This window comes from Streptomyces sp. AgN23 (genome assembly GCF_001598115.1).
GTDB classification, from domain to species: Bacteria; Actinomycetota; Actinomycetes; order Streptomycetales; family Streptomycetaceae; genus Streptomyces; species Streptomyces antimycoticus.
In genome coordinates this window covers 2420825-2437905 of sequence record NZ_CP007153.1, presented here as the reverse complement: position 1 = coordinate 2437905, position 17081 = coordinate 2420825, and the positions used below count along the sequence as shown (strand labels likewise).

The 17081-nt window shown below is 67.0% G+C and carries 12 protein-coding genes and 3 pseudogenes; 8 read left to right on the top strand and 7 right to left on the bottom strand.

The window, feature by feature from the left end; genetic code table 11:
• Window positions 1–2: 2 nt before the first annotated feature.
• Complete coding sequence (locus tag AS97_RS10570) at window positions 3–872, bottom strand: fumarate hydratase (protein ID WP_210564777.1); 870 nt, start codon at window positions 870–872, stop codon at window positions 3–5.
• A 174-nt stretch (window positions 873–1046) separates the two neighbouring features.
• On the opposite strand from AS97_RS10570, the gene AS97_RS10565 reads away from it, so the two are divergent.
• From AS97_RS10565 to gshB, 7 genes are all read left to right on the top strand, one after another.
• Complete coding sequence (locus AS97_RS10565; protein WP_210564776.1) at window positions 1047–2375, top strand: MFS transporter; 1329 nt, start codon at window positions 1047–1049, stop codon at window positions 2373–2375.
• A 46-nt stretch (window positions 2376–2421) separates the two neighbouring features.
• Window positions 2422–3156: a GntR family transcriptional regulator gene (locus AS97_RS10560; RefSeq protein ID WP_201724420.1), complete on the top strand. Its 735-nt coding sequence runs from the start codon at window positions 2422–2424 to the stop codon at window positions 3154–3156.
• Between the two features lie 80 nt (window positions 3157–3236).
• Window positions 3237–3884 carry a glutathione S-transferase family protein gene (locus AS97_RS10555; RefSeq protein WP_210564775.1) on the top strand — a complete coding sequence of 216 codons (648 nt, stop codon included), beginning with the start codon at window positions 3237–3239 and terminating at the stop codon, window positions 3882–3884.
• Window positions 3881–5050, top strand: a complete 1170-nt coding sequence (locus AS97_RS10550; RefSeq protein WP_086706574.1) for a CaiB/BaiF CoA-transferase family protein — start codon at window positions 3881–3883, stop codon at window positions 5048–5050. The genes AS97_RS10555 and AS97_RS10550 overlap by 4 nt, the downstream gene beginning before the upstream one ends.
• Before the next feature lie 50 nt (window positions 5051–5100).
• Window positions 5101–5730 (top strand): carboxymuconolactone decarboxylase family protein, encoded by a 630-nt coding sequence (locus AS97_RS10545; RefSeq protein ID WP_086706573.1) that lies wholly within the window; start codon window positions 5101–5103, stop codon window positions 5728–5730.
• A gap of 3 nt (window positions 5731–5733) precedes the next feature.
• Entirely contained in the window at window positions 5734–6627 is an 894-nt protein-coding gene (locus AS97_RS10540) for an amidohydrolase family protein (protein ID WP_210564774.1), read from the top strand.
• Complete coding sequence (gene gshB / locus AS97_RS10535) at window positions 6624–7562, top strand: glutathione synthase (RefSeq protein WP_020867628.1); 939 nt, start codon at window positions 6624–6626, stop codon at window positions 7560–7562. The genes AS97_RS10540 and gshB overlap by 4 nt, the downstream gene beginning before the upstream one ends.
• 110 nt (window positions 7563–7672) lie before the next feature.
• Here gshB and AS97_RS10530 read toward each other — a convergent pair.
• A pseudogene (locus AS97_RS10530) lies at window positions 7673–8772 on the bottom strand (integrase core domain-containing protein).
• 120 nt (window positions 8773–8892) lie between these two features.
• Here AS97_RS10530 and AS97_RS47190 point away from each other — a divergent pair.
• A pseudogene (locus AS97_RS47190) lies at window positions 8893–8991 on the top strand (IS5/IS1182 family transposase); the annotation flags it as partial.
• Between the two features lie 14 nt (window positions 8992–9005).
• On the opposite strand, the gene AS97_RS10525 reads toward AS97_RS47190, so the two are convergent.
• The 5 genes and pseudogenes from AS97_RS10525 to AS97_RS10505 form a co-directional block, all read right to left on the bottom strand.
• Window positions 9006–10283: an IS110 family transposase gene (locus AS97_RS10525; RefSeq protein WP_210564773.1), complete on the bottom strand. Its 1278-nt coding sequence runs from the start codon at window positions 10281–10283 to the stop codon at window positions 9006–9008.
• A 296-nt stretch (window positions 10284–10579) separates the two neighbouring features.
• Window positions 10580–10789 (bottom strand): annotated as a pseudogene (locus AS97_RS47185) (IS3 family transposase); the annotation flags it as partial.
• An 862-nt stretch (window positions 10790–11651) separates the two neighbouring features.
• Complete coding sequence (locus AS97_RS10515) at window positions 11652–16136, bottom strand: DUF6531 domain-containing protein (protein ID WP_210564771.1); 4485 nt, start codon at window positions 16134–16136, stop codon at window positions 11652–11654.
• Window positions 16133–16687, bottom strand: a complete 555-nt coding sequence (locus tag AS97_RS10510) for a hypothetical protein (RefSeq protein ID WP_210564770.1) — start codon at window positions 16685–16687, stop codon at window positions 16133–16135. The genes AS97_RS10515 and AS97_RS10510 overlap by 4 nt, the downstream gene beginning before the upstream one ends.
• Entirely contained in the window at window positions 16674–17012 is a 339-nt protein-coding gene (locus AS97_RS10505; protein WP_210564769.1) for an SseB family protein, read from the bottom strand. Before AS97_RS10505 ends, AS97_RS10510 begins: the two co-directional genes overlap by 14 nt.
• Between the last annotated feature and the right edge of the window lie 69 nt (window positions 17013–17081).

The following is a 17081-nucleotide window of genomic DNA, read 5'->3' as shown; positions in this document are numbered from 1 at the left end:
CCTCACTCCGTCTCGGTGACGGTGCCGTCGTTGCTGATCCGTACCCGCGTGCGGCGATCGATCCAGCAGTTGAAGCACACGGCGACAGGTGTGAACCCGTGCCCGGAGGCGTAGTCGACGTGCACGGCCATGGCGGTGGTGGCGCCTCCAGTGCCCATCGGGCCGAAGCCGGTCTTGTTCACCGCTTCGAGCAGGCGTTCTTCCATGTCGGCGATGAGCGGTTCGGGATGGCTCTGGCCTATCGGCCGCACCACTGACTCCTTGGCCAGCTTGGTGGCGTAGTCGAAGGTGCCGCCGATGCCGACGCCCACGACCACGGGCGGACATGCCTGGGAGCCGGCCGTGAGGACGACCTTCATGATGTACTCCTCGATCTCGGCGATCGAGGGGAACGTGAAGATCTCCCGTGCGGCCCACCGTCCGGAGCCGAGCGCCTTGGGCGAGCAGATGATCTCTACGTCGTCGGCGCCGTCGACCAGGTCGAAGGTCACGATGGGCATGTCCTTGCCGGCGTGACCGCGCTCGTTGGTCAGCGGGTTGGTGACGTGTTTGAGGAGCGGCGGGTCGGAGGCGGCCACGAGCTCGGCGAACCCGTCGCGGATCGCCCGCTTGACGTCGCCGTCGAACCTCGCCTGGGTCCCGACCCGGATCTGGTACGTCGGCACTCCGGAGTCACTGCAGAGGAAGTGCCCGCGTTCCTCGGCCGCGGTAGCGTTGGCCACCATCAGGTCCAGGGTGTTGCGCGCGACGGGGTTCGTCTCCCGGGTCCGGGCGCCCGCCAGGGCCTTCTTCGCGTCGGCGGGCACCGCCCGCAGCGACCGCGCGTACATCTGGGACGTGACGCTTTTCAGCACGTCATAGGTGATCGCCAAGGTTTCGTTCCTCCCGTGGCTCTGACAACGCCGACTCAACGAACCTAGCGCGGAAAATCGCAACAATCAAAAAGTTAGGTCATTGACTTTTGCCTGGTCGGTGCCTAGCGTCCTCGCCACCGCCGCGACGGTGCCTCTCTCCGTCGCGAACTCTCAACGATGAGGAGCCAGCCGATGGCGACGGAAGCCACGCCGGATACCCGGCCGGAGAGCACTGGGCGCCCGCAGTCCGACGCGGTCTACCGGAAAATCAAGTGGCGCATCCTGCCGCTGCTCGTGGTGTGCTACGTGGTCGCGTTCATCGACCGTTCCAATATCGGGTTCGCGAAGCTCGAGTTCTCCGCGGACCTCGGATTCTCCGACGCGGTGTTCGGTCTCGGAGCGTCCCTGTTCTACCTGGGATACGTGCTGTTCGAGGTGCCGAGCAATCTGATGCTGCACAAGATCGGGGCCCGCAAGACGTTCCTGCGGATCATGGTGCCGTGGGGCCTTGTGTCCGCGGTCACCGCCTTCATGGCGTCCCCGGGCCACTTCTACGCGGTGCGGTTCCTCCTCGGCGTCTTCGAAGCGGGCTTCTTCCCCGGGGTCCTGCTCTACCTGTCGTACTGGATCCCCTCGAAGCGGCGGGCGAGCACCAACGCGACGTTCCTGTCCGCGATGGCGATCTCGGGTATCGTCGGCGGCCCCATATCCGGCGGGATCATGGACGCCATGGACGGCTTCGGGGGCATGGACGGCTGGCAGTGGGTCTTCGTGGTGGAGGGGTTGCCTGCCTGTCTGCTCGGCGTCGTGGTGTACTTCGTGCTCAGTGACGGCCCTGAGTCGGCGCGCTGGCTCAGCGCGGACGAACGCCGCCTCGTGGCCGGCGAGGTCGAGCGCGACCGGCCCACCGGGGACAAGGTCCCGGACTCCTACGGCGCCGCCCTGCGCAATGGGCGGTTCTGGGGTCTGGCCGCGCTCGGTTTCGGCATCATGACCAGTACGAGTGGCCTGTTCCTGTGGCTTCCCACGATCCTGAAGGACGCCGGCTCGCTCAGCGTGGTGCAGATCGGGCTGCTGAGCGCGGTGCCGTTCGCCGCGGCGGTCGTCGTCCAGTACCTCAACGCCCGCCATTCGGACCGGACCCAGGAGCGCCGCGTGCACGCCGGACTCCTCGCCCTGGTGGGAACCGTCGGCTGGCTTCTGCTGCCGCTGGTAGCGCGGCAGACCGGGCTCGCGCTCGTGGTCCTCACGCTGATCGCCGTGGGAACGATGGGAGCGATGGGACCCTTCTGGAGCATGCCGGCCGCGCTGCTCACGGGTACCGCGGCCGCGGGTGGTATCGCCACCATCACCGCCTTCGCGGGCATCGGCAACCTGATCACGCCCGCCGTCACCGGATGGCTGAGCAGCGCGACCGGCACCCAGGCGTACAACCAGCTGCTCTACGGGGTGGTTCTGGGAGTCGGTACGTTGCTGATGTTCCTCCTCATCCGTCCGGAGCGCACCGGGGCCAGGGCCTGACCCGCACGTGTCCCCGCCGTACGACCGGTTTGCAACAATGGCCGATATGGCTATCACCCCTCACGGCAACAGCGCCGGCGTCGCCCGATACAGTCAGTTGGCCACGATCTTCCGGCGGCGTATCGAGTCGGGTCACTGGGTCGTGGGGGAGCGCATTCCCACCGTTGTGGAGTTGGCGGAGGAGTGGAGTGTCGCGCCCGCCACGGTCCGGCAGGCGCTCGGACTGCTCGAAGAGGCCGGGCTGATCGAGCGGTACCGGGCCAAGGGAACGTTCGTCAGGCGGCGGCCGCAGCAGGATCTGTGGTGCGAGGTCCCCACCGACTGGAACGGCCTGTTGCTCTCCCCTCCCGGTATCGAGGTCGAACTGCTGTCGAGTGACGTCGCTGCCCAGCCGCCGTATGTCGAGCACGCCGACGGTACGCCGGCGCCGTCGTACCGGCACTGGCGGCGGCGCCACTCCCGCGACGGGCGTCCCTACTACCTGGGCGACGCCTACATCGCGGAGCGGTGGGCCGCGCGGATCACGGACGAACAGCTCGCCGAGAACACGACGCTGCGGATGCTCAAGGAGATGCCGGGCCTGCACCTGGCCACAGTGCATCAGACCCTCACGATCGTGATGGCCGACGTCGAACTCAGCAGCGACCTCGATGTCCCGCTGAACTCGCCGATCGCGCGGCTCCAGCGCACGGCGGTCGACGCGGAGGGGGTCGTGGTCTTCGTCGGGGACGGCATGTACCGAGGTGACGTGGTCCGACTGGACATCTCCGTCCACTCCTGACGCCGGGGCGACTTGCCGCCGGCGGGGACAACCTTTACCGTAAAAAGCTATAAAGCTGTATCAATGACTTAGGAGTGTTGGTGCGACTGTTCTGGTCCCCGAAGTCACCGTTCGTCCGCAAGGTCATGGTCGTACTGCACGAGACGGACCAAGCGGGCGACGTCGACACCGTGCGCACTCCGGTGCAGATGGCCGAGCCCAATCCCCAGGTGCTGGAGGCCAATCCGCTCAACAAGATCCCCACACTGCTGCTCGACGACGGGCGGGTCCTGCTGGATTCGCGGGTGATCTGCGAGTTCTTCGCCCGAAGGGCGAATGACACGGCGCTGTACCCGAACGACGACGCGGGCTACTTCGAGGCGACCTCGCTCCAGGCCCTCGGCGACGGCCTGCTCGACCTGCTCCTCGTGTGGCGCAACTGGCATCGCGACCGCGGCATCGCCCACGACGCCGCCGACCCCTACCTCGACGCCTTCGGCCTGAAGGTCACCACGACGCTCGACCACCTGGAGTCCCGCGCCGACGAACTCGGCGAGCGCTTCGACATCGGCCGGGTCTCGATCGCGATCGCCCTGGCGCACCTGGACTTCCGCTGGGGTGTCCTGGACTGGCGCGCTGGGCGGCCGAACCTCGCCGCATGGCACGCCGAGGTGTCCGACCGCCCGTCGATGCGCGCTACGCGGATCCTCGACGACTCCGCCACTCTCGCCGACGGGAGCGCGTCATGACGGGCCCGCTGACGCACGTGCGCGTCCTCGACCTGAGCCGCATCATGGCAGGGCCATGGGCCGGACAGGTGCTCGCCGACCTCGGCGCCGACGTCATCAAGGTCGAACGGCCCGGCACCGGCGACGACACCCGCTCCTGGGGACCGCCGTTCCTCGACACGGAATCCGGCTACTTCCTCTCCGTCAACCGAGGCAAGCGCTCGGTCACCGCGGACCTCGCCACCGACGAGGGACAGGAACTCGTCCGCAGGCTCGCCGCCACCAGCGACATCGTGCTGGAGAACTTCAAAGCCGGCACGCTCGACCGGTACGGACTGGGCTACGAGGACCTGCGGGCCGTCAAGCCCGACCTCATCTACTGCTCGATCACCGGCTTCGGCCAGACCGGCCCGCGCCGCGACCAGGCCGCCTACGACTTCATGATCCAGGCCATGGGCGGGCTGATGAGCGTCACCGGCGAACCCGACGACCGCCCCGGAGGAGGCCCGCAGAAGGTCGGCATCCCGGTGGTGGACCTCTTCACCGGCATGTACGCGGCCACCGGGGTCCTGGCGGCCCTCGCCCACCGGGACCGCACCGGGGAGGGTGACCACATCGACCTCGCCATGCTCGATGTCCAGGTCGGCATCCTCGCCAACCAGGCGATGAACCACCTGATCTCCGGGGACGTGCCGGTCCGCCGCGGCAACCGCCACCCGAACATCCAGCCCCAGGACGTGTACCCCTGCCGGGACGGCCACCTCGTCGTCGCGGTCGGCAATGACGGCCAGTTCGTCCAGTTCTGCGAGGCACTCGGCAAGCCCGAACTCGCTACCGACCCCGACTACGCCACCAACAAGGCCCGCGTGCGCAACGTCGAAGCGCTCACCGCCCTCATCCGGGAGACGCTGGCCGGCGGCGATCTGGAGCACTGGCTGCACGAACTCGGCAGCCGTTCGGTGCCGTGCGGTCCCATCAACACCGTGCCGATGGCCTTCGCCGACGAGCAGGTGCGCCATCGCGGCATGGTCCGAAAACTGCCGCACCCGACCCTGGGTTCCGTTCCCCAGGTGGTCAGCCCTCTGCGCTTCCGCAACGCCGCACTCGACTTCGTCATGGCCCCGCCGCTGCTGGGACAGCACAGCGCAGAGGTCACCGACGGTCTGACAGCTCGCAACCGCACCTGACGAACCGACCCCCCACCTCTGTGAACCATCGAGAAGCAGGAGAGCCCTTCGTGCCCCGCATCCCCCTGTTCGACCCCGACACGATGACTCCGGAGCAGGAGAGGGTCTACCGCGACATCGTGAACGGCCCTCGTGCCCGGCTGGTCGGACCGCTGCGAGCGGCGTTGCACCGGCCCGAACTCGCCGACCGCTGGCAGCGCTTCGGCGAGATACTGCGCTACGGCACCAGCCTGCCCGACCGCCTCAACGAACTGGCCATCCTGGTCGTGGCCCGGCACTGGACCGCCCAGCTCGAATGGTCGATCCACGCGGACGCCGCGCTGCGCGCGGGTCTGGAACCCGAGATCGTCGACGCCCTGCGCACCGGCGAGCCCCCGGTCTTCCACGACCAGGACGCCTACGACGTCCATGAGTTCGCCCGCCGGCTCCAGCAGACCGGGGATGTCGACGAAGAGGTGTACCAGCGGGTCTGGCGGCGCTGGGGGGAGGTGGGCGCCGTCGAACTCTCCTCTGTCGTCGGCTACTACACGCTCGTCGCCATGACCTTGAACGTCCACCGGATCCCGGCACCCGGCGGCGAGCGCCCGCTGGCGTCCTCCGGCGGGCCGGTGCGCCGGCTCGTGGAACTGCCCGAAGCCGTTCTCGGCGCGCCTGCCACGATGACACCGACGGCGGGCTGAACCATGTCCACCACCGCAAACGCCGTCCCGGCGCGCCTGCCCAGGCGTGCCGCCCGCGACTTCCCGGCAGGCGCCTGGGACTGCCACTCCCATGTCTTCGGCCCCTTCGACCGGTTCCCGCCCGGGCCGTCCACCTATCCCATTCCGGACGCGCCTCCCGCGACGTACCTCGACATGCTCGACCGCACGGGCACCACACGCGGCATGCTCGTTCAGCCGGCACCCTACGGAAACGACACCAGCGCGCTGGAACACGCCCTGGCACAGTCGCACGGCCGGGCCGTGGGCGTGGCCACGGCCACCGCCGACTGCCCCGCCGATGAGCTGGCCCGCCTGCACGCCGCCGGTGTCCGGGCCCTGCGGTTCAACGACCGGATCGCCCCCTCCACCGGCGCGCGTTTCCCCGGCGCCATCGGAACCGAGGCCTTCCGCGCCCTGGCACCGGCCATGCGCGAGCTGGGTATCCACGCGCAGATCTGGGCGGGGCTGGACGACTGCGTCCGGCTGGTGGACGAGTTCGCCGACACCGGTGTACCGATCGTCCTGGACCATATGGCCCAGCCCGACGTGGCCGCCGGCCCCCACTCGGCAGCCTTCCGCGCCCTGCTCGACCGAGTGCGGGGCGGCGCTGGCTGGGTGAAGCTGACCCTGTGCCGCGTGGGAGACCCCGCGCGCGGCTACGCGGATGCCCGCCCGTTCCACGACGCTCTCGTCGAGGCCGCGCCGACCCGGCTGCTGTGGGGCTCGGACTGGCCCTTCGTCCGGATGGGAGAATCCGCCCCCGACGTCGCCGACCTCGCCGACATCTTCTGCGACTGGGTGGACGACGTCGCGCTGCGCCAGAGGATCCTGGTGCACAACCCGCAGCGGCTGACGGACACCGGGCCCGCCGCATGAGACTGCTGTTCCTCGTCAGCCCGCCGGACCGGCTCGACCCCGCTCACGACTCCTCCATCGCGCTGATGAGAGCAGCCACCGCGCGCGGCCATCAGGCACTCATAGCCGAAATGCGCGAACTGTCCCTACGCGACGGCCACGTACTCGCCCGCGCCCACGCGGCCGACCTCCGTTCCGGCTCCCTGGGCCGCGGCCGGGCCGAGGTCCTGGACCTGGACGACGTCGGCCTCGTGCTCGTACGCACCGATCCCCCGGTGAACGACGACTACCTGCGGGCCACCTACCTCCTCGACTTCGCGCAACGCCGTGGCACCCCCGTGTGCAACAGTCCCGACGCACTGCGGAACACGAACGAGAAGCTCTTCGCGCTGCACTTTCCCGACCTCATCCCCGAGACCGTGGTGAGCGCCTCCGCGGCGGAGCTGGCCGACGCGGTGGCGCGATGGGGGCGCGCGGTCCTCAAGCCCACCGATGCCATGGGCGGACGTGGCGTACTACTGCTGGAACACGGACACCCGAACCTCGCCGGCCTGATCGAGGTCGGCACCGCGCGGGGACGGCGACAAGTGGTGCTGCAGCGTTTCGTCGACGACGGCACCCACAGTGACCGAAGAGTCCTTGTCGTCGACGGTGAACCGGTCGCCGCGCTCCGCCGAACAGCCAAGGCGCCCGACTTCCGCTGCAACATGGCCGTCGGGGCCTCAGCAGCCCCGGTACCCCTCTCGAAGACCGACCGCGCGATCTGCGCGACGCTCCGCCCCGAGCTGATCGGGCGCGGTATCGGCTTCGCTGGAATCGACCTCATCGGGGACCGGCTCATCGAAGTGAACATCACCAGTCCGACGGGACTGAGGGAAATCGACGGTGGCCCCATGGAAACGGCGGGGCGGGTGGCCGACGCCGTCCTGCGACGTCTGCTGGCCCACGCCCGGTGAGCCGACTGCCAGACTCGCGTAACACCCGGGCAGGCAGCCGCTTACTACCCGTTTGCGGACGAGGTTCATAGGCGGAGCAGTGCCCTTGCCGGAAATGTCATCCGTGCAGCTCACGCCGCATGTTGATATTCGTGGAGGATGCCGCCGAGGCGATCGTGCCGGCGTATGCCGAGGCGGGCCAACGTGTCCGGGTCGTCGATCGGCGGGGCAAGGGGTGCAGCGGTCTGGCGTTCGCGATGCCCGGGTGTGGTCGGTGTCCGTTGTACAAGGACTCGAACTCGCGCAGGGCGTGGAGGAGATGTCGCTGGTTGAAGATCAACGTCCGGTCCAGGAGTTCGGTGCGGCAGGTCTGTATCCACCTTTCCGTGATCGAGTTCATTCTGGGCGTCTGGATGCCGCTGAGGACGACTTCGATCCCTGCGTCCTTGAGGACGGTATCGAATAGGTCGGGGAACTTCCCGTCCCTGTCCCGGATCATGAACCGTGCCCGGCAGCCGAGGTCTTCGAGGTCCATGACGAGGTTCTTCGCCGCTTGCGCTACCCAGGATGCGCTCGGATGTGCGGTGGCGCCCAGGACGCGGATCCGGCGACTGCCGTGTTCGATCACCGCGAGCACGTACATCCGTGCCCCCGACAGGGTGACTGTTTCCATGAAGTCGCACGCCAGCAGGGCATCAGCCTGGCTGCGAAGGAAGGCGGCCCAGGTACTGGAGTTCCGCTCGGGCGCCGGGTCGATGCCTGCCTCCTTCAGGATTTCCCAGACGGTGGACGCGCCCACCTTCACCCCCAGCACGAGTAGCTCGCCGTGCAGGCGTCGGTACCCCCAACTCGGGTTCTCCTTCGCCAGGCGCAGCACCAGGATGCGCGGATGGAGCGCACGGTGCGTGGTCTTCCCGGGCGTTTGGGCCGGCAGGAGGCGGCATGGGGGCGTTTGACGAGGGTGCGGTGCCAACGCAGCATCGTGTCGGGGCGTACGAGCAGCCGTAACTGTCGCAGGACGTGCATCGGCAGCCGGTGCAGCAGCGCCGCTAGGTACGCCCGATCGGCTGGGCGTGAACCGGAGCTTTTCCTTGCTGAGTTGGCGTTCCAGTACGGTTATCTGGTGGTGCAGGGCGAGGATCTCCGCGTCCTTGTCCCGGTCGGTCATCGGCAGCAGGCGAAGCATCGCGAGCGCGTTCGTCACACTCAGGTAAGCCAGTCGCAGCAGCACGGTCATGGCGCGCGGACCACCGACTGCGCGAGAGCGCCGACTCGAGCTACCGCGGCCAAGCTCTCGGTAACCTGAAGAAGCGGGCCTCACCAGGGTGGATGACATTTCCGGCAAGCGCACAGTCCGCAGTTCATGCCGGTGCTCAAGAAGTTGCGAGTCCGCGGCCCCGTCGGCCGCCCCCGTACCCGGCCGGACGCGGTTGCCGGAGACAAGACATTCCACGCGGATAAGCGTCAAGCGGCGATGCTGGACGGATCTTCCAGCAGATCTTCCAGCGGCTGGATTGGTAAGGCTTTCGTCTCGTCGTAGAGCTGGCCGTGTTGGAGGCAGTCGAAGAGCATGCCCATGAACCGGTTGAATAGATTGCGTTGTGCTGCAACGTGGCGGTCGCCGACTTCTCTGCGGCGGTCGTAGTGGGTCCTGGCGCCCGGTGACTTGGTGAGGGAGACGAATGCCCACACGTAACCGACAGCTGCGAGCCGTTGGTTCTTGATCTTGCGGCTCATGACGACGCAGCTTTTGCCGCTGGCCTGGGTGACCGGGGCGCTTCCGGCGTAGGCCTTCAGCGCGCCGGCGTACGCGAAACGAGTCCGGTCGGCGCCGATCTCGGCCAGGACGCGGGCGCCGGTTAAGGATCCAAGACCGGAAAAGCTGCGGATGACCTGTGCATCCGGATGTTCCTCGAAGGTCTGCGCGGTCGCCTCTTCCAGCTCGTCCGCGTTCTGGCAGGCGGTGTTCAGCTGTCTGAGCAGGGCCGTTGTCTGCCGGCCCAGTGCCGCCTCGACCTGGGGCGGCTGGTGAAGGTAGTCGCGCTGGAAGACCTCATGGATCCTGTCCGCTTCCGCCTGGATGCCGCGGACCCGGCCGGCCTGTTTGAGCAGGGCCTGAAGGCGTCGGACTGTCAGTCTGGCGGCTTTGGCCGGCGTCGGGGCGGCGGCCAGGATGGTGCGGGCCTCCCGTGAGCACAAGCCGTGCTTGTGCTGGGCGAAGGCCTCAAGGATCGCCGGGTAGAACTCCCGCAGCTGCGAGCGGAGCCTGTTGTGGGCCTGGCCTCGGTCCCAGACGGCGTTCTGCTGGGCCCGGGCGAGCACGGCGATGGCCTGTACGAACTCGGAGTCCGCTGGCAGGGGTCGGTGAGCAGCCATGTCGGTTCGCAGAATGTTCGCCAGTACCGCGGCATCGACGGCGTCGGACTTCTTCCGAGCGACAGAGTGACGGTCGCGATAGCGTGCGACCGCCAGCGGGTTGATCGCGAAGACCGGCCTGCCAGTGGCCCGGAGACAGGCGACGAGAAGCCCGCGAGAGGTTTCGATCGCGACGGGAACCGGCTCGTCCGCACAGTCACCATGCTCGACCAGCAAGGCGGTGAGCTGGGCGAAGCCAGCGGCATCGTCGCTGATCCGCAGCTTGGCGAGCTGCTTCCCGCCGGCGTCGACGAGCGCGACGTCGTGATGGTCCTCCGCCCAGTCCACCCCGCAGAACACGGGCGTCGGTAACCCTGTGATCTCCATTCCACCCTCCTGTGTCGTGGTTCTTGCTGCAGGCCAGAGCCTGTCCAGGGGGCGCGTGCTCCCTAATGGAAGTGCTCCAGGCACGTCATCCCACCAGCCGTCCGCAACCCCAGCGAGAGGTGCGGTCCTCGGTCTGCTTCAGAGCTGATACCCGGGCAGTGAAAAGAGGTGGTCCGCACAACCGGCTCGGACTACGAACAGCGAATCGCGTCAGAACCCAACAGCGGCCGGATGACGAAAGGCGCTCCGACCTGCACTATTACGACCGTTCCCGCCTCGGACACCGCAGCCCGACTCCGCATCACGCGCGCAATCCGCTTGTGGTTGACCCGCTCGCCAGTCTCGCGGAGCTCGGTGGTGATCCTGGGGACACCGTAGGTGCCGTCCGACTCGCGGTGCACGGCCCGTATCCGGGCGGCGAGGCGGGCGTCGGCCGCCTGCCGGGCAGCCCGCTCTGCAGCCGTCGCGCGCCAGTAGTAGAAGCTGGAGCGGGCAATGCCGAGGACTCGGATGCACTGGAACAAGCTCGAGCTTGCAATGAGATTATGATCGCTATTTGGTTGCAAGTCTGGGCCCTGAAGGATACTGAAGGGGATGGCTATCCGGATTCAGAATTTCTTCCGATCCTGCTGGGAAAGGCTGACGCGGGAAATGCGCGTTCGCATCTTCGAGTCGAATGTGGGCATAGAGGCTGGCCGGGACGCTGATGTTGGCGTGTCCGAGGAACTCCTTGTTGACGGCAAGGCCGGCGCCTTGCTCCGGGCCCCCTACCTGCTGGCACAGTCAGGCGCCGCCAGGTATTTGGCGGACTGCTCAACGAATACCACACCACGCCACTCCGACTGCCTCACCGTCCACACGAAACGCCCAGCTCAGTAGCCTGATCGGAATTTTGGCACCCTCAGGACCGATCGGCGAATACGAATACGCCGCCTGGCCAGCGGTAATAAGTTTCCAAGCAGTGCAGGCTGCCGTGCCTTTATGGATCTGAGCGCATGCAATCGTGAACAGCCGATTTCATGGAATTCGCCAATGCGATGGCATTTTCGCGGTAAAATCCAATTCGAATGTGGAAGGCCTCTTCTGACGGCAGTGCGACGACCGCATGTGTAATGCTGGCATAAATCGAGTGGAGCTGCCTGAGTGTGAAAGTGCATGTGCCAGATGCATTTTCTGGCACATGCCCTACCTCTTTCGTGATATTTTCCAGCTCCCTCCTCGGGCTGCCCGTGCAGAGTTCTGTCATGGTGTCTCCGCCATGGGCCTCCACGGTGAGCGCAATACACTCTCGAAACAGGGCTGCCTGTGCAGGCGTAAGCTTCAACGAAACGCTTCCTGGGGCACATGACTGGATTCGAATCCTTGCTCTCATTTTGGCCTGTATCTCTCCGAGTCGAAAGAATCTGCTGAATAGTGGTATGCGTGAATTCGGTACGCTGTCTCGACAATCAGGACGCCGCGCCCTCTGTCATAGGCAACGCTCGACCCGGTTTTGGTGTCGACGTGGGTGGTCTTACCCTCGAAGGACGCCAGATATCGAGCCAACTCCTTCGGGTTCGAACCGATGCCTGATATGGAGTGATCTGCTGCGTTGTCGGAGCCATCGTTCATGCGCTGAAAATCGTGGTCCACGCCTTCCGCGACGCGCGCTCCGTATTGTGCCTCTATCTCATCATATGTGTCGTCGTCGATGCCCGGCCCGCAGCCTTCCAGACCAAGTGGGTCGGCCCAGGTCAGGGGGTTGACAACGTAGGTGTGGGGATTGTCGGCCGGTGCGAGGCCAAGCGGGTCGGGGGTGAGATAGCGGGCCGTCTCCGGGTCGTAGTACCGGAAGAGGTTGTAATGCAGACCGGTTTCCGGGTCGGCGTATTGGCCGGGGAACCGGAGGGGGCAGTCCACCTCGCCTGGTGGGGCGGTGAGGGGAATGCCCCAGATGGTGGTGCGGGCTTGCCATGCGAGGGCGCCGTCAGGGGTGACGAGTTCGGTTGGCGTGCCGACCAGATCCGTGACAATCGCGTGGAATTGAGCGTCGTTCGCGGACTGGGGGGTGTCGGCGGGGGAGAGGCCGAGGGGCCCGGGACAGGGGTTGAGCGTTCGGTGTGTGGATTGGGATACGGGGCGGTGGGTGCCCGGGGCGTAGTCCCACGTTGTCGCCGTGCCACCTGAGATGGTCTGCTCGGCGAGGCGGGCGCCGTCCCAGGTGAAGTGGATCAGATCGGCGACCGTGCCGTCGCCTTGGAGACGTTGTTTGGTGGTGCGGCGACCGAGCGGGTCATAGAGATAGCGCCATCTCTTGCCGTCGGGGGTTGTGGCAAGGTCGAGGCGGTCCTGGGTGTCCCAGGTGTAGGTCCAGGTTCGGGTCTGCCCGTTGAGGAGCCTGCGGGTTCGGCGCGTCAGACGGCCGGCCGCGTCGTGTTCGTAGGTGGTGCGGCCGGCGCGATGGATGATCGTGCCGGTGAAGGAGCGGTCGCCCGGGGCGTTGTGGGTGGGTGCGGTGGCGTGGCTGAGATTGCCTGCCGTGTCGTAGGTGTAACTTTCGCTCCAGCCGTGGCCATGGACTCTGGTGACGCGCCCGACCGGGTCATGCTCGAAGCGGCGGGTGCCCGAGGTGAGCTCGCGGATTTCGGCGAGGTAGCCGTCCGTGCCGTGGGTGTAGGAGCGGTGCTGAAGGATATGGTCCGCTTCGGCTTGGTGGCGGGTCGTAACGTTCTGGGTGGTGAGGCGATTGGCTTGGTCCCAGGTTTGCGTGAGACTCGTGTGATTGCCCAGGCGGCGTTCCAGTTCGCGTCCGGCCGCGTCATAGGTGAAGCCCAACGTGCCGGTGTTGCTGTTCAGACCGGTAGGGCGGCCGTTGGCGTCGTACGTCCAGGTTGAGGTCAGGCCCGTTGGGGTTGTGCGCTGGGTGCGGCGGCCGAGGGCGTCGTACGTGTAGGTGGTGGTCCGACCGTCGATGGTCTCGGAGACGACGCGGCCTGCCCGGTCGTATTCACGGGTCAGTTCAGTATTGGTGTTGGCCGCGTGGAGCAGGGCGCCGTTCGTGTCGTAGCTGTAGGTCGCCTGCTCGCCGGTGGTCTCGTCGAGCTGGGAGAGGATGCGCCCGGCGGTGTCGAGCGTGTAGCGCTGTGTTTCGCCGAGCGGGTTTGTATGGGCAATCAGGCGGCCTGCCGCGTCACGTTCGTAGGTGCGTTGGGCGCCGTTGAAGTCGGTTTCGGCGACGAGGCGACCTGCTGCGTCGTACTCGTACTGCCACTGTCGGCCTTGGGAGTTGGTGACGGCGGTGAGGCGCAATTCAGTGTCGTAGGTGAAGGTGTAGGTGGCATTGTCGGGGTCGGTGCGGGTGGCTGGCAGGTCGAAGTGGGTGTGGGTGTAGCTGGTGGTGTGACCGGCCTGGTCGGTGTGGCGGGCGAGGTTGCCTTCGGTGTCCCATTGCCACACTTCGCGGGAGCCGTCCGGGCCTTCGCGCCAGGCAGGTTTGCCCTCGATGGTCCAGCCATGACGGGTGGTGTGGCCGAGAGGATCGGTGACGGCGGTGATCCGGCCGTGTGGTCCCCGACGGACGTGAGTGGTGTGGCCGAGGGGATCGGTGACTGCGACCGGAAGGCCCGCTGCGTTCGGGGTGACCTCGGTGGTGTGACCCAGGGCATCTGTGATGGAGGTGAGGTGGCCGGAGGCATTGTGGGCGTAGTAGGTGGTGGCGCCAGTGGGGTCGGTGGTGGAGGTGCGTGCGCCCCTGTCGTTGTAGGTGTAGCGCCAGATTGCTCCACCCGACTCCCGGGTCTCCAGAGGCAGGTGGTGGTCGCCGTAGACGGCTTCGGTGACGGTGCCATCGGGGCGCTCGACGGCGATCAGCCGGTCCTGGTCGTCGTAGCGGTAGCGGGTGGTGTGGCCAAGGGGGTCCGTCACGGCGATGGGGTGGCCGTTGGATTCGTCCCATTCGGTGCGGGTGGTGTTGCCCAGCGGGTCGGTCTCGGCGATGACCTTGTAGGCCTCGTTGCAGACGTAGGTGGTGGTGTTGCCCTGCGAGTCGGTGTAGCGCGTGGTCCGGGCCTGCGCGTCGTAGTGCAGGCGGCCGGAGAGGATGCCGTCCGGTCCGATACCGCGCAGCACACGGCCTCGGTGGTCGTAGACATAGGCATAGGCAGTGCCGTTGCGGTCCGTCCATGATGTGACGCGGTGTTCGTCGTCGTACTGGTACCGCAGCGCCTTACCAGTGGAGTTGATGACCTCCGTCAGGTCACCGGCTGTGTTGTAGCCGAAGGAGATCAGGGTGGTGCTGTGCTCATGGTCTTCGCCGTGCAGTAGACGCAGGGCCGTGATCCGCAGCAGCTTCGGATCGGTGTCGACCGCGATGTGATAGCCACCGGAGTGGACGATCCCTGTCGGCACGCCCTGTGGGTCATAGGTGACGTCGGTGCGGTCGCCTTCGCCGGTGCGGTCGGTGATCGCTGTCAGAGCGAGCTCTCGGCCGCCTGTCGGCAGCGGGGCGAAGTGGAGGGTGCGGTTGTGTTCGGGGATGGTGATGGTGAAGGTGCCGTCGGGTTTGCCGTCCCAGCACAGTGGCCAGCGAGGCCCAGAGCTTGGCAGAGTCGGTACGTCCGGTTCCGGCACTGGGTAGGTCAGGAGCATGCCGTCGTCCGTGATGTAGACGACGCCTGCGTCGTCGATCTCCAGGCGTTGGTCGAGTGTGCCGGCCCAGGTGCGGCCGAACCAGCCTCCGCACGGGTGCCCGGAGACGTAGTGCCGTTCCAGGACCAGCGGCAGGGCGCCGGGCAGGGTGACGTCGGTGTCGGACATGACCATCTCGCCGGTGGCCACGTCGATCGGCTCACCGGTGGTGCACTTGTCCTTGCCGGGGGTGCAGCTCTTGTTCGGATCGTCGTCGGTGTGCTTGCGGGCGCTGCCGTCGCGGCGCAGTGCACGTTCGCGGTTGAGTAGGCGTTGTGCCGCATTTTTGGCCGCGTTGGTGCCGCGGCGTGCGGCGCCGGTGCCGCCGGTGGCAAGGGCGAGGAGGAGGTCGGGGGTGAGCTGGCCGGCGGCGCGGGCGGGGTTGCGCTGCCATTCGTCCCAGTTGGTGACTGCCTTGGCGAACTCCTTGGGATGTTGGGCGGCGTAGGCGACGCCGTCTGCGGTGCTTGCCAGCCGCAGGCCGAGTCCATCGGGCCCGTCGTGGACGAGGTCGTCGAAATCGTCGTACCAGCTGCCCAGGGTGTCGGCGGTGCCGCCGGCGTAGTCCCCGAGGGTTTGTTTGAATTTGTCCCAGCCTTTGGGGGCCGGGGGTTTGTCCGGGGCCTCCTTGGCGGCTTTGTCGAGTTTGCGTTTGGCCGCGTCGATGACGAGTTGGAGCTCGCTTTCCAGCTTGTCCAGCCGGCCGTAGCAGCCTTCCAGTGCCGCCAGGCCCGGGTCGTCCTCCGGTGGACGTTCCGGCGGCGGATCGTCCTTCCGGTCGACGGCGGCGTTGTAGTCCGTGACCTTGTTCCAGTAGCGCTTGGAGGCGGCCCGGGCGTCGTCAGCGTCCTCGATGATCGGCTTGACGCGGTTGTGGACCGAGCGCAGCTTTTCGGCGTAGTCGTCCAGGGCGTTCGCGGCCGCTTTGAAGTAGGTCTGAGCGGATTCCAGTTCCCTGGGGAGCTTCCGGGTCGCGTCCTGGAAACCCTCCGCACCGGCGCCGGTCCAGTCCATCAGGGACAAGACATCCAGCTTGTCCTGCCCGTCCTTGAACGCACCGGCGTACGCGCGGAGTTTGACAGCCAGGTCCTCGATATCCGACGGGCTGCCGTAAATCACCTCGGACGGCTTCGCGTTCGGCGGTATCCGCTCGGTCGCGCCACCTTCTGTCGCATCGCGCTGGGTCATGCGATGGTTTCCTTCGACCCGCCGTCGACTTCCCAGCCGCCGTCGTAGCGCTTGCGGGGGTTGGTGGGCACGTCCTGCGTACCGCCGGTCCCGCTGTCGTCGAGCCACGGCTCCTGATAGATCTCCGGCGGCGGATCGAACTTCGGCCGGGACCCCGCCTGCCACGCCTTCAGACCCGCTTCGCCGAAGGGCAGCTTGGCCATGTTGTCCGCGGTCGGGGTGAAGTCCTTGATGCGCAGCAGATCGGCCAGGATGTAGGCGGCGATGACCTGCCGGAGCGTCTCGACCACGGTGCCCGTGTGCTCGGCCACCCGCCCCATGCCAAAACCCCAGGACGAGAGCATCTTCTCGGCCGAGTCGTAGATGTCGAAGTCGGCCGAGTTCTGGATGGTCTCGGCCAGCGACTTCCAGTCGCCCTTGATCTTGCGGGCGGCGACGACGGACTCCTCCAGCGGCGTCAGCACCTTACGCACCGACGCGATCTCGATCCTGTAGCCATCACCCGGCTTCGGACCACCGGAGCTCGACGCTCCCCCGTCATGCTCCGCCATCGTGCCCTCCCTGCCCGTACGTGGGCTGAAGTGCTCCGGTATCTGGGTGGGCCCAGGGGTCCACCAACACGCGCACGTTCTCGGGTAGCAGTTCTGCCACATCCGTCATGGTCGTCGACGCCCATCTGCACGGCCCGGCGAACAGCGCGGGCGTGGCCAGGAAGGTGAAATCCCGTAGCACCGGCCCGCGTTCCGTATCCGAGACCAGGAAGCCCGGCTCATCCGGCCGCCGAAAATACAGCCGCGCCGACCGCATCGCCGCCAACCGCTCCGAACGAGGCCTGGGTGCGGCCATTTCGTCACGGATCAGGTCACGCAACGACAACTCTTCCCTCCCCGGCCCACTCGGGTCGTCACTGAATGAACACCCGCCGCGAATCCTCGCACACACGTC

Excerpts from the sequence above, each read along its gene's own strand:
- AS97_RS10565 (WP_210564776.1), top strand. The coding sequence starts at position 1,047 with ATGGCGACGGAAGCCACGCCGGATACCCGGCCGGAGAGCACTGGGCGC.
- AS97_RS10560 (WP_201724420.1), top strand. The coding sequence starts at position 2,422 with ATGGCTATCACCCCTCACGGCAACAGCGCCGGCGTCGCCCGATACAGT.
- AS97_RS10550 (WP_086706574.1), top strand. The coding sequence starts at position 3,881 with ATGACGGGCCCGCTGACGCACGTGCGCGTCCTCGACCTGAGCCGCATC.
- AS97_RS10540 (WP_210564774.1), top strand. The coding sequence starts at position 5,734 with ATGTCCACCACCGCAAACGCCGTCCCGGCGCGCCTGCCCAGGCGTGCC.
- gshB (WP_020867628.1), top strand. The coding sequence starts at position 6,624 with ATGAGACTGCTGTTCCTCGTCAGCCCGCCGGACCGGCTCGACCCCGCT.
- AS97_RS10525 (WP_210564773.1), bottom strand. The coding sequence starts at position 10,283 with ATGGAGATCACAGGGTTACCGACGCCCGTGTTCTGCGGGGTGGACTGG.
- AS97_RS10515 (WP_210564771.1), bottom strand. The coding sequence starts at position 16,136 with ATGACCCAGCGCGATGCGACAGAAGGTGGCGCGACCGAGCGGATACCG.
- AS97_RS10510 (WP_210564770.1), bottom strand. The coding sequence starts at position 16,687 with ATGGCGGAGCATGACGGGGGAGCGTCGAGCTCCGGTGGTCCGAAGCCG.